At 41.0% G+C, this 13,585-nt stretch carries 8 protein-coding genes and 1 pseudogene; 6 read left to right on the top strand and 3 right to left on the bottom strand.

Going from position 1 to position 13,585, the window contains the following annotated elements:
* The first annotated feature begins 164 nt into the window (after positions 1-164).
* Genes HDEF_RS11545 through aroE form a run of 4 tightly spaced genes read left to right on the top strand, consistent with a single transcriptional unit; the run spans position 165 to position 2,913 of the window.
* The gene (locus tag HDEF_RS11545; RefSeq protein ID WP_086934997.1) at positions 165-305 is read left to right on the top strand and encodes an AcrZ family multidrug efflux pump-associated protein; all 141 of its coding nucleotides are present in this window, start codon (positions 165-167) and stop codon (positions 303-305) included.
* A 16-nt stretch (positions 306-321) separates the two neighbouring features.
* Positions 322-1,326, top strand: coding sequence for a 6-phosphogluconolactonase (pgl, locus tag HDEF_RS05705; protein ID WP_015873701.1), 1,005 nt, complete (start codon positions 322-324; stop codon positions 1,324-1,326).
* Between the two features lie 28 nt (positions 1,327-1,354).
* Positions 1,355-2,077 carry a 16S rRNA pseudouridine(516) synthase RsuA gene (rsuA, locus tag HDEF_RS05700; RefSeq protein WP_015873700.1) on the top strand — a complete coding sequence of 241 codons (723 nt, stop codon included), beginning with the start codon at positions 1,355-1,357 and terminating at the stop codon, positions 2,075-2,077.
* A 20-nt stretch (positions 2,078-2,097) separates the two neighbouring features.
* Positions 2,098-2,913, top strand: a complete 816-nt coding sequence (aroE, locus tag HDEF_RS05695; RefSeq protein ID WP_044612527.1) for a shikimate dehydrogenase — start codon at positions 2,098-2,100, stop codon at positions 2,911-2,913.
* Positions 2,914-2,989: 76 nt separating this feature from the next.
* Here the strand turns inward: aroE and HDEF_RS05690 are convergent, their stop codons facing one another.
* The 3 genes from HDEF_RS05690 to ltrA form a co-directional block, all read right to left on the bottom strand.
* Positions 2,990-3,379 carry a DUF4354 family protein gene (locus HDEF_RS05690; protein WP_015873698.1) on the bottom strand — a complete coding sequence of 130 codons (390 nt, stop codon included), beginning with the start codon at positions 3,377-3,379 and terminating at the stop codon, positions 2,990-2,992.
* Positions 3,380-3,737: 358 nt separating this feature from the next.
* Entirely contained in the window at positions 3,738-4,445 is a 708-nt protein-coding gene (locus HDEF_RS05685) for a M15 family metallopeptidase (RefSeq protein ID WP_015873697.1), read from the bottom strand.
* A gap of 118 nt (positions 4,446-4,563) precedes the next feature.
* Positions 4,564-6,246 (bottom strand): group II intron reverse transcriptase/maturase, encoded by a 1,683-nt coding sequence (gene ltrA / locus HDEF_RS05680; protein ID WP_015873696.1) that lies wholly within the window; start codon positions 6,244-6,246, stop codon positions 4,564-4,566.
* Positions 6,247-6,898: 652 nt separating this feature from the next.
* Here ltrA and HDEF_RS05675 point away from each other — a divergent pair.
* Positions 6,899-12,292: an RTX-family protein-16 gene (locus tag HDEF_RS05675; protein WP_015873695.1), complete on the top strand. Its 5,394-nt coding sequence runs from the start codon at positions 6,899-6,901 to the stop codon at positions 12,290-12,292.
* Positions 12,293-12,763: 471 nt separating this feature from the next.
* A pseudogene (locus HDEF_RS11540) lies at positions 12,764-13,585 on the top strand (IS5 family transposase).

Genomic DNA, 13,585 nt, shown 5'->3' with positions numbered 1-13,585 from the left:
TGTGATGCATATATTCGTATGTTTTGTGAAAATTCATACCATACATAGGTTTTATAAATAGTCTATTGTATATTTAACGACCATTCAATTAATGACGATCGATAAATTGATTGACTATACTGATTGTCAGTATTCATTAAATTACGTTTTGGGGTTTGTTAGCCATGTTTGAATTATTAAAAAGTTTCTTGTTTGCCTTGCTCATGGTGCCTGTAATGATCACTATGATTCTGTCGCTGATTTATGGTTTTGGCAAAATTTTCAACTTAATATCACACAAAAATGACCACTCATCTTCGCTTTAAAAAACAAGGAGTCAGGATGCGACAAATCGTTTATGTAGCAAGTTCTGAGAGCCACCAGATTGATGTTTTTCAATTAAATTTAGCTGGCCAATTGACCCTGATCCAAACAAAAAAAGTCTCAGGCCAAGTACAACCTATGGCCATCAACCCGAATACAGGCCATTTATACGCGGGAGTGCGACCTGAATTTTCTGTCGTCACTTATCATATCGCTGATGACGGTCAATTAGAGGAAGTTGGCACTGCAGCTTTACCGGCGGGGCCTACATATATCACAACAGATCCAGCCGGACGTTTTTTATTTTCCGCTTCTTACAGTGGAAACTCTGTCAGTATCAGCCCGATTGATCATCAAGGGATTGTGCAAAAATGGAGTGAACAATTAACCAATTTAGGCGCGCCTCATTCAGTTAATTTCGATCTCACAGGTAAAGTATTGTTCATTCCGTGTTTAAAAGAAGATCGGATAAAGCTTTTTGAGTTGAGCGTAGAAGGGACATTGAGCCCCCATTATCCAGCTGAGCTCATCACATCAAAAGGTGCCGGACCTCGACATATGACATTTCATCCTAACAATAAAATTGCTTACTGTATCAATGAATTAAAAAGCTCGATTGATCTGTATTTGATCAGGGATAAAGGCAAAAATTATACTTTAATTAATACAGTGAACGCTTTACCTGAAGGCTTTGTTGGTCAGCCTTGGGCGGCTGATATTCATATGAAGCCTGATGGGCGTTACCTGTATACCACTGATCGTACTTCTCATATGCTGAGTATTTTTAAAGTATCAGAAGAGGGGATTGTACTTTCCTTAGTAGGCTATCAATCAACAGAGGCACAGCCAAGAGGCTTTAATATCGATCACAGTGGGCAGTTTTTAATCTCTGCAGGACAGCTTTCAAATAAAATTGCTGTTTATCGTATTCATTCATTAACAGGAAAATTGTCACTCCTTTCTCGTTACCCTGTCGGCAAAGGCCCTATGTGGATCAGTATTTTAAATTTAGAAACATCCTAAAAACGTTATTATGAATACAATTCATTCAATGCGATTAGACCGTTTTTTGTCTCATCAATTGGGAAAAAGTCGAAAACAGGTGACACGGGCCTTAAAAGAAAAGCGGGTCATACTAGATTCAAAAGTGATAACGAACGGAGCAGTCAAATTATTACCTGAACAAAAAGTGTTATTTGATCAGCAATTATTGAAATATCCCATAACGGGGCGTTATTTTATGCTCAATAAGCCCAAGGGATATCTCTGTTCTACCCGAGACCCTCATCATCCTGTCGTGAATGATTTTTTTGATGAAACAGTGTCTGGTGAACTGCACGCCGCAGGACGTCTAGATATAGATGCCACAGGATTAGTGTTAATGACGGATGATGGTCAGTGGTCGCATCGTCTGACTTCACCAAAATATCATTGTAAAAAAACCTATTGGGTGACTCTGGCTTCTCCAATTTCTCACGATCCAACACAAAATTTTTTGGACGGTTTGCGCCTTAAAAATGAAAAAACTCTAACGCGTCCTGCACAATTAAAAATTGTAACACCTCAATCGATGGAATTGACCATCACTGAAGGTCGTTATCATCAAGTTAAACGCATGTTTGCGGCGATAGGTCATCATGTCACAGAATTACACCGTATGCAGATTGGCAGTATCAAATTGGATGAAGCACTGATGCCGGGCCAGTATCGTTTACTCACAAAACAAGAAATAAACAGCATAATTTCATTTGAACATATGGATCAGAGATCATGATGCCTTTAGCTAAAGAGCCGATTGTCGAAAGCTATGCGGTTTTTGGTCACCCTATTGAACACAGCCTATCTCCCCAAATTCATCAAAGCTTCGCAGAGCAAACCGGCATTCATCATCCTTACTGCAAAATAAAAGTGCCTCACGAAGACTTTGAATCCATCGTCAGTGATTTCTTCACCCAAGGTGGGCTCGGTGCGAATATTACAACGCCTTTTAAAGAACGAGCATACCGGCTTTGTGATCAACACACAGAACACGCAAAATGCACGGGAGTTGTGAATACATTAAAGCTTTTAGATAAAAATCAATTATTGGGCGATAACACAGATGGGATCGGTTTATTAACTGATTTAAAAAGATTAAATCTGTTGATGCCTGGGGATCGTATTTTATTAATTGGAGCTGGAGGGGCAGCACAGGGCGTCATCCCTTCATTATTGAAAGAGGCTTGCGAGCTCGTTATCACCAATCGTACCTTGAGTCGCGCTCAAAAATTGGGACGGTTATTTCAGCACCTTGATAAAATAGAGGTATCAGAGATAGGCGCCCTCGAAGGCAGCTCTTTTGATTTGATCATCAATGCCACCACATCTGGTCTGTTTGGTGAAGTACCTGATTTACCAGCTTGTCTCTTTTTCAACAACAGTCGTTGCTACGATATGTTTTATTCCGCTCAGGCATCTGAAACGATTTTTATTGATTGGATAAAACAAAAAAGAGTGATTCACTATGCTGATGGGCTGGGTATGTTGGTGGCTCAAGCGGCGTATTCTTTTTATCTCTGGCATGGCGTGATGCCAGAAATCACACCAGTGCTTTCTTGTTTCACTGTTTGATAGATTATTTGATACGGTCAATTTAGTATATGATTTTTACTTGATTTTGACCCTAAGCACGACAAAACCACTGCGATTAAACTTTTTTATCACACTCTTTGACCAGCCTTACTATATTTGCGCCATAAACTGAAGCGTCATCCGATACAAACATGGCAATTCCTTTCACTAATTCTCCTTTTTTTAACTTATTTGGAATTAATTTTTCATCTACTGTATCAAGTTTAAATTCTTTTCCATTCGAATCGAAGGCTTTTAAGCATGAAGTTGATAGTTCTATATCTTGTTGACTATTATTGCTTAAAGCAATATCAAATGTTTTTGTATAAGTCTGCTGTCTACCTATAGAAAGAGCTCCTTTTGATTTTTCGGTAGAAAAAACGATGATTTTATCTACAGTTTTTGCCGCCGCTGTCAAACAGCATCCAGCTAATAAAATTGACGCGATAAAAATTTTTTTTCTCATTTATGGTACCTTTATATCATTTATATGATTTGTCGAATAATTTTTTTGAATCATCATTTTTGATGAAAATACGTTTTGTTATTTTAAATAATTATAGGAAAAAATTTCGGTTTTGCAACTTGAGCGGTTTTTTCCTTCAACTTCAATCTATTGATCAAAAAAGTATTTTTCAGTTATAAAAAAAAAGGGTGAAACTTAAAGAGGCAGTAATGGCGAATATATTTCTGTTTAAATATTGATACATTTGTATCATCAGAGAGCAAACAATAATCCAGGTTATTTTATTTTTTATTAAAAATATTTTGTATTTCTCATTCTCAGATATGTTTTTTATTTCTATATGATAAATATTTTTTATTTACTGACGAACTTCGTTTATACAAATGGTACGTTTTGACGCATAGTCTTTTTGAATATGTTTTGATATACAATCATTATAATGATTAACATACTGATTAAACATTTGACGAGCAGAGTCAGGCGATTGATTGATGAGTTTATGAATAAAATTGTAACTTCCTACTTCAAAGTGTTGATAGTCAATAGGAGTATCCCAATCACCACCCCATATGATGAAACCGTGGCGAGCAAAAACATCGATCACATTTTCTGCCATGCCTACTCGTTGCTTTTTATTTGGACGATTGTTATTTCTGTTTACAAAAAATTTGCTACTGCTGGGCGGAAGTATGTTAGCACTACCCTCCTCGGGATATGATATATAAGGATTTTGCAATGGGTTGATATCAATGGCGACGCCATAGGCGTGTTTCGACCAGGAGGCTCCACCTGTTATTGAACGCCCATTAAAATCGGATGTGTTGTTATCAACCATAGATGCTTCATCATTACCTTGATAATGTTCTATAACCACAGCCTTATGGATGGGAAAACGTTGTTTGAATAATTCAGAAAAAATTCCTTCGACTTGTTCTGCAACAGAATCAAGAACAACAATATTGCCAGTTTTTATCACCCCGTTAAAGTTGACGTGTCTAAAATTGACACGACGTAGACGATCACAGCTCACAGGATTAGAACTCGTAATCGTACCCCTAGTTTGCATATTGGCACATTCCTTAGCTGATAAGATACTGACGCTGATTAGGTAAGCAGGCCGCAAGTGCCCACTCCCTCAAGAACCGTACGTGCGAGTTACCCCGCATACGGCTCACGCAACTTACTCACTTCAACATTTTTCCTTTTTTGCTATGTAATTGTCTGTGGCAATTAGCATGTAACAATCTTAGATTAGCCAGCTTGTTGTCACCCCCTTCAGCTTTAGGCTGAATATGATGAACATGCAATTGTTCACCATTGTCCAACTCTTGATCACAGAGAGGACAATAACCTTTCTGTCGCTTATAGAGGTTAACTTTGACACCGTAAATAAAAGGCTGTTTACGTGCCTGCCTATTACGCCAATAGTCACGCAATTCCGGATTGTCGGGGGAAGCATTTTTTGGAACTAGCCAATGACGCTGTATTTTTGTCCATGCATGCTTCCAAAGAAATCCACCGGTTGATTTATCCATAAATACTGAATAGTCTTCTCTACCTGGTATCTTGCCTAAGTAGTGTTTTCTTCGCCACCACCAGTGTTTATTGGGATGACGTCGATACAAATATCTACGTTGGCGGATCCACATCCATTGGTCTAATGCACTGAATGTTCTTTTTGAAGCACCAATACGATAGTAATTACACCATCCTATTATCTTGGCATTCAGTTGTCTTATTCCTTCTTGTGTCGGCATACCGATAATACCTTTCCAGGTCATTCTCATTTGCTGTTTGTACCTTTTCATCGACTCCTTTGAGGGCTTCGTTAACAATATATATCCCCGTTTTCTGTGGCGATTGTCATAATGTCGTATATTAAATCCCAGGAAGTCGAATCCTTCCTTCAAGTGTTTGATACTGGTTTTTTCTTCAGAAAGAGCTAACCCTCTCTGAGCTAACCAAATTTGCAACTTTATTTTGGCAGTTTCGCACTCTTCACGGGATTTACCGAATACGACAAAATCATCCGCATAACGAACTACTGCATAAGGTTGCCCTTGTTTTGGCGTGCCGTTTTTCCAGTATTGAATACCCAGTAAGGTCTCCATTCCGTGGAGTGCAATATTGGCCAGTAGTGGACTGATAATCCCGCCTTGCGGAGTACCTGCAACATTGGGTATATAGTTGCCATGTTCCAGCACACCGGCTTGTAACCATTGTTTAATCATGTTTCTTTCGGGGAATCCCCCGATTTTTTTTATGAGAAAATTATGGTCAATGTTGTCAGATGCGCCTTTAATATCTGCATCTAGTACCCAGTGCCGTGTCCCTCGTGCTCTGGCAATACAGAAAATTTTTTGTATTGCGTCATGGGCACTTCGCCCCGGTCTAAATCCGTAGCTGACTGGTTCAAATTTTGCTTCCCAATAAGGTTCCAGCGCCGATTTAACTATCGCTTGTCTACAGCGGTCGAGAATGGTTGGGATCCCAAGAGGGCGTTTTTTTCCATTCTTTTTTGCTATGTAAACTCGTTTTACTGGATAAACCTTTTCTGAAGTTGTTTGGCTTAATAACTTATAAAGATGTTCTCGTCCTTTATGGTCATTAATTACCTGATTATCTACTCCAGCCGTGTGTTTTCCCCGATTGACCTGAGTGACTTTCCTGATAGCCAGAAGATGGTTAGCTCTTGATTTCATCATGAGTTTTTGCAGATTTCTGACTTTCTTTAAGTCACCTGTTGCTGAAGCCCTATATATTCTTTGCCTTAGATTATTAATCATGGCTGTCACAACACGCCAGTTAATAGCATGCCATTCCAGTTGTTGTTCATAGTTTTGATTTATTACGTTTGCCATAGGCATCTAACTCTTCTAAATCAATTCATAACCTTGGTAAAGGATTATATGGGTAAGTCACCCGTTCCACGTCAGCCTCTTTTCAGAGTAAAGTAATTACCTCTATCAATCCTGTTATGATTTCCAGTTGCCTTTCGGCTGATTGCCTTCGCTTTTTGGAACGTCTTATGCCCACTGTCTCTTAGTATTTACATCAACACTAAAAGATTAATGGGGTTACCGTGTTTCACACCATGAAGATACATTGAGTGGGCTGCCTCCTCTATGCCGGGGAACGGGATCCGTCGTAAAGAACGAACACTCTTCTTTACCCGTTTCTAACTGTCGTTAAACTTCCCCATAACACGTCACATCTGATTTCGTGTTTTACTTGCTTACGACATTTTAATAACGGAGATTCACTTTATTCAACCCATTTCAGTTTTGCCTTGCCCCTATTTCTTATTCAGCTTAATACTTTAGTTAGGCTTTCATTCTCGCTTAGCACAAGAGAATTACTCCTCTTGCACCGAGTAAGTGGCAATAAGGTTTCGGATCAACCTTACCCTTTTTCAAGGGACTTCTGTGGTGCAACTTTCACGTCGCACATATTCGAACAATAGGCATCGTATCTGAAGAAGCCAAGAAGTATTACAGCAACTTTCCCTATTGTGATGAGGTGTTTTTTGTAAACGACCCAAACGAAACATGGAAAGTGTTAGATGAAGGCGGCAAATCTTACATGGTATATGTCGCCACCAAGAAAGAGGATATCCATAGGACAGGTGAATTTTTGGTATTTGGAGGCGGCCAGGTTACCGTTAGTGAATTAGAAGAAGCAAAAGCATTAGGAAACAATAACATAAAAACAGCGATTTATGCTGATTTTGAACCCTCCCCAGAAAGATTAGAGGCGCGGCGTCAAAAAAGCCCTGGCCTGGACTTAACGCCGGTCATGACCCAATATGGAAATCAAAAAAATACCTTACCATCTCAAATCAATGCTAACAGGCCCCCTCAGCATCCAGAATTAGATCAGCTTCAAACACGGGGATCATTGAACTCAAAACCGCATTTAGACCCTCATTTACCACCAATCAACAAAATAGATCCTGCTCCGTTACGTCACTTATTATCAATCAATGGTCTTGGCCAGGAAGCCGATCAAGCCATTGCATCACACGACAATGCCTCCCCTAATCATAATCAAATAAAACAAGTACCAAAATCAGATACGCATCCCGCGCTTAAAAACACCGATGTGGAGCATTGGGAAAAACCCCAGGTGACCACCAAAACAGGTGGGGGTAGCACCAACTACGATGGCCGTCAACCGACTATTCAGATGGAGAACGATGCGATTATTTCTAAGGCAGCTCCTGATTTTACGGGGAAACACCCTGATTCGGTATTAGTTCAGCTGGATATGGAATCAGGCGGCTCAACAACGATTACAAGACCTGGAAGCCAAGGTCAAACAGACACCTTTAGGCTCCAACACAGCCTGGCAGGGCAACAGAAAACCCACCAACGGCAAACACAGCATGTTCTGTCTCTTAAAACCTTACTGGATATGGGGGTCAACTTTGAAGGCAGACCCGTGACGGCCGAGCAGCTCAATGACATTGGGCCTGCTTCGTTAAAAAAACTCAGCTTTGGGCCTCAACAATTGCACGATTTTTTAACCCGTCATGATCTCAATGATCCTGCTCTTAAACCCGCGCTGCGTCTCATCAAGGAAAGAATGAACGCCGCGGATGTCGATACTTCGCCTCTGCTCAAACGCGGGGTACTAGAAGATCATGCCATTGCGAAAAAGACATTAAACTTACTCAATGAGGTGAATAGCCATACAAAATGCCACTCTGATGGGACGTTTACCGTCAAACCTGAATTGATGCGTGCGATACAGACAAAAAATCTGGTCCATCGAATGAATAAGGTCGTCAATTATGCTGGCTTGGGTATATCTGGACTCGGTTATTATTTTAGATCTCAAGTTATCTCCAATTATGAACAGGCATTAAAGCAGGAGGGGTTAACACCAGAACAAAGTCAGAGGATTGAATTTGAACGAAACTTTGCCATCGTTTCTTTTGGCACGAATGCAGGTATTGATATCGGGCAATATGCGCTGAGTAAAATGGCCTCTTCTATCATGATCAACAATGTGAGCAAACCTATTTCTCACATAGCGACAAAAGCACGCCTGATCAAAGTCGGTGGCCCCGTTCTCAGTTTGTTGGGTACCGGTTTTGATGTCTACGATGCTTATCAGGCTTTTTCGAAACTTGATACTGAAACAGCCCCTGATGTTCGCCAGGATCTGATTGTCTCAGGAAGCCTGTCAGTGGCAGGGGCTGTCGTTGGCATCGGTACGGCGGCGGCTTTTATTGTTGGCGGCAGTGCCGCTGCTATGGCAGGGCCCATCGGGCTTGTTATTGGTGGCGTATTGCTGGCTGGGGGACAAATCTATTCGGCGGTACGTCAAGTTGAAGAGATAGAGAAACAGATTTATTTAAGTGTAGGCGACAAATGGGAAACAGGCTGGAGAACATTTTGGGCGCGGCCCCCGTCAAAAGAAATACAAAACAGACTGGCTAATAGCCAGCGCGGCGAATATCGTGAGATGTGCGATATATTTTTAGAAAAAAATGCGATGAAAATGCTTTCAGACAAAGGGCTTAAGAATGTTTATCGCTATGTTTATAGTCTTAAAGATTTCAATTTAAAATCGCAACCGTATTTCAAATTACATATTCTGTCACCTGAGATGGTCACACTTTCAACAGTGGAAGACGTCGACCACATTAACAATATGGTCGATTGTTTCAGTAGGGTCGAAGACCTGGAAAAAAGCAGGAATGAATTAAAACAGGAATTGAAAAATCGGTATGGAAATAACTGGGAATGGGTTTATCAAAACCTGGAATTCGTAGAAACCAGTGAATACTATCATACCCCAATATTTAAGGAAGTAGATGATATATTTGACGCTTCTGACACTGACTCTATAAAAAATGCCTTTTCATTAGATAATCTGGATAATAACAGAGCGGATGGCAGTATTCTGTTTAATCTCGGGGATGGCAATGACCAGGCCATCGGTTATAGAAGAAGGCGTAATATCTTTTTAGGCGGGAAAGGGGCAAAAAAATACACAGGTAGAGCTTTAAATGATCTGTTTTACTTAGGCGGTAGCAGTCAGGATTCTACTCGTGAGGACTTCATCGGCAGTCATTTTGATGGTCAAGGGGGCGAAGATACTCTGGTCATTCAAGCCACCCCTGAAGAGGTTGACGGTTATTTGGTTAGACTTGTAGACGGATATATTTACTACAAGGGAAGAGGGAAGATTCCCCGTATGGAAAAAATGGCCCAAATTACCGATATTGAGCACATTATAGGGCATGCTACACTCAATGACACAATCATGGGTAATGAGCATGACAACCAGCTCAATGGTCAAGGGGGTGAAAGTTTGCTTTATGGTTTAGGGGGAAATGATACCTTAACCCTAGAACAAGGTTCTGCTTACGGAGGGGAAGGAGAAGACAGCTACATCATCCTGCAAAATGACACCGGGAAAGATGCCTGTATAGACATCATAGACGGAGGAGCAAAAGGAGAAAGAAGCCACGTCATATTGAAACACAGTGTGAAGCAAATCAAGTCAATCACCCTGGTTAAAAAAGGCTCAACCGAAGGCCATTATTCCCTGCGTATCCTTCTGAATAACGATAATGGTACCCGCACCCAACTGGATTTAGCAGATGGCTATCGGCGCTCTGCAGATGGCGCGCAACTTGAGTTATGTGGTCGCTACAGCTTAACTACCCACGACGGTGTGCAACTTGATACAACGAGCTGGCCTGAGCGCATCAAAGTAGATGATAACAATACAGAAATCTGCCCACTCCCCGTGCTGTCGGCTCAATATGTGGCATCTTTAGATAATACTCAAAAACAGGACTCTAACTCTGCTGTTATTTTTGATCTTTCAAAAAAACAGTCTGGCGCTTCTTTGCCTGTGCCAGATGCCCGAGTTATCAAGATGAGCAGGCTGATCGGGGATACGTCATTACATAACCGGATGTATGGTGATGAGGATAATAACCAGCTCATTTCTCCGAGGGGGCGCAGTGTACTCTATGGTATGCCGGGCAATGATATGCTCGCATTATCGAATGGCCTGGCTGACGGAGGTCTGGGAGAAGACAGCACGAGCGTTTTGCAAAATACCGACAACCGAAAAGCCGAGATAGACATCATAGATACCGGTAGTGTCACAGCAGAACACAATCACGTTGTGCTGCAACACGATGTAACACAAATTCAATCGATTGTATTGATCAAAAAAGACGCGGCTTGGGTAAACCCAAAATGGGAATACAGAGACAATTACACCTTACGTATTCTGCTCACCAATGACAACGGAACCACCACCCAAGTTGATTTAGAAGACACTTACAGGCTTTCCAAAGATGGCACGCAACTGCAATCCCATGATCGCTATAGCCTCACCACGCGTGATGGCATACAGATTGATGTGATGAGTTGGCCAGAAACCTTAAAAGTCGCCGATAAACAAAAACAGCAAGGTGTAGATACCTGGCCACTTCCATTAATTTCTGGGCAATATGTCCCTGTCTACGATCTTAAAAGAAGCGCCTTTCTTGGCAGCCCGGCCGCAGAAAACGGTGTGATTGAATTCATACAGAAAAATCCTGAAGGATACAGTGAAATCAACGTGGGGGAGCAAAAAACGGTCCTACCGAAATGGCTAACATTGAGCTTAAGAGATACTGGGTATAACGATAAAATAGAGGGTCATCATAACGATGAACTATTATCCAGCACGCTCGGTAATGACCTTTTAAAAGGAGGGCCGGGCGCTGATATCTATGAGATTGACTCTACACCTTACATGAAAAAAACCATCACGATTGATAACGAGGATGAGACAGACAGCCCCAAGACAGATTTGATTGTTCTCAAGTCTGTTTCTATGGATCAATTGAATACACTTACTGTCAAAGATGACCATGATCTGGTGTTAAGTGCGGCGACACCCCAAATTGCCGTAGGTATCCTTGAACTGCGCCTTCGTCGTTTTATGCAGGATAAACGTTATCAACATATGGTCATCATCGATAAAACAGGGGACAGCTATCTTTTAGAGAAAGGCGCAGACGGCCAGGCCCATATTTACATGGCTGACTTTGATGAGCCCACTGGTGAATTCAAAAAAGGCAAGCAACAAGATAACTTTAAAGAGCAGGCCAGCTCGAGCAACGATCTGGTTAAATTATCTAATGCGGCGGTATTGACCGAAAATACTTTTCGTGCGTTGGCGGGTGATGATAGCGTAATCGATGAAAGCGACCTGGATGTCAAGGTCTATGGGGGCACAGATAATGACATTGTGATCGTGGCTAAAGATCGAACGGGTCAGTTTAGAAAAGTAGACAAAACCTTCTATGGTGAAGGCGGTGATGATTTTCTTGCCGGTGGGGCCGGCAGTGATCATCTCTATGCTGGCATCGGCAAGGATACCCTTCAAGGTAACGCAGGAAATGACCGACTGGAGGGAGGCGAGGGAGATGATACCTACCTTTACACAGTGGGTGATGGCGATGATGTTATCAAAGAAATCGGGGGTAATAATGTCCTGGTATTACTGGGTGAGATCACTGAAAAGGACGTTAAACTACGAAAACAAGGTGACCATCTCTATATTTTAATTGCGACAGGTGAAGGCAAAAAGGCGGGTGACATCAAGATCGAGGATTACTTTGCTTCAGAGAAACATCAAATCGAAAAATTATGGATAGCGAATAAGGAATATCATATGAGAGCGCTGCTCAAACGCAGTGCCACCGAAAATGGGTTTCATCAAGATTGGCCAGTCGCGCTCAGTGATTTACTCGATCATGCTGACCGCTCGCTGAGTGGGATCACTCAGGCAATGAGTGCATTCCATCAGCCGCACGTCGTGAATACCGTTTTTGGGCGACAGGACATGGGTTCAGTTTTTGGGCTGCCGTTAAGCTTTGTCGAATTAACTCCTTAGTGTTCCTCACGCCGATCAAGTAGCACACACCGAATGCTGCATTTTGATAAATTAAATAAAAAAGCGGATCGGTTTTTGATATTTATCTTTATTAAAAGGATATAACATTTAGACAAAAAACAACCAAAATTAAATCAAAAATACACGAATTATGCCTATCAAAAGCGTAATATAAAAATACTTGGAGGCTTATTCAATTTATCAATAAATTCCCTAAAAAATATTAGGGAATTTAAAAATGTTTGTTAATAAAAAATTTGTACTGAATCAATCTAATAGAACCTCCTTTTTAGAAGTCAACCCTAAAAATTTAAACTCTTTTGAATCTATCTCTGCATCTAATACACCTACACCTAAAAATTTGCCAAAATCCGGTTACACACATAATCATTTCCTGGCTACATTAGACTTCTTCGGAAACTCTCATTCATGTAGGAATTTTGGTAAAAATCTCCCGAAAAAGGAGCCCCGATGAAATATGAAGTAATAAAGGGACTGGAAGAGGAAAAATTTCGGCGCTTAACCGGAGTGAAACGCAGTATATTTGAAAAGATGCTCAAGATATTGAATGACTCAGATAAGTGTCAGCAAGGGAAAGGAGGTCGGAAACCCAAGCTGTGTATAGAAGACCGATTATTAATGGCTCTTGAGTATATAAGAGAATATCACCCTTATTTTCATCTGAGCCAAAGCTATGGGGTGAGTGAGAGCAGCTGCTGTGAAACGATTAAATGGATAGAGAATACGCTCATAAAGCATCCTGATTTCACCCTACCGGGACGCAAAGCGTGATTAAAAAGTGATAGGGAGTATGAGGTGGTTCTTATTGATGCCACAGAAATGCCAATTGAGCGTCCCAAAAAAAACAAAAGCGGTTTTACTCAGGGAAAAAGAAATGACACACCTTAAAAACCCAGGTAATCGTGGATAAAAAAAGCAAAGCAGTGCTCTGTACAGCCTTGACTCATGGGAGAGGTCATGATTTCAGGTTGTTCAAGGAGTCTGGTGTAAGAATACATCCTGAAATCAAAACAGTGACAGATACAGGTGACCAGGGGCTTGGCAAGATTCATTCAAACTCGGGGTTGCCTAAGAAAAAGACAAAGAAGAATCCGTTAAAAAGAAGACAAACGGAACAATCGTGAGTTATCAAGCCAGGGGGTATTAAACGAAAATGTCATTGGTATGATTAAAAGATTTAAAATAGTATCAGATCGGTATCGAAACCGGCGAAAACGTTTTGGATTAAGATTTCATCTCATTGCCGCAATTTATAACATGAAAATGAGATAA

This window comes from Candidatus Hamiltonella defensa 5AT (Acyrthosiphon pisum) (genome assembly GCF_000021705.1).
In the GTDB taxonomy this organism is placed as follows: Bacteria; Pseudomonadota; Gammaproteobacteria; order Enterobacterales; family Enterobacteriaceae; genus Hamiltonella; species Hamiltonella defendens.
Note: the sequence above shows the minus strand (reverse complement) of the source record. Positions and strands in the feature narration are given on the sequence as shown.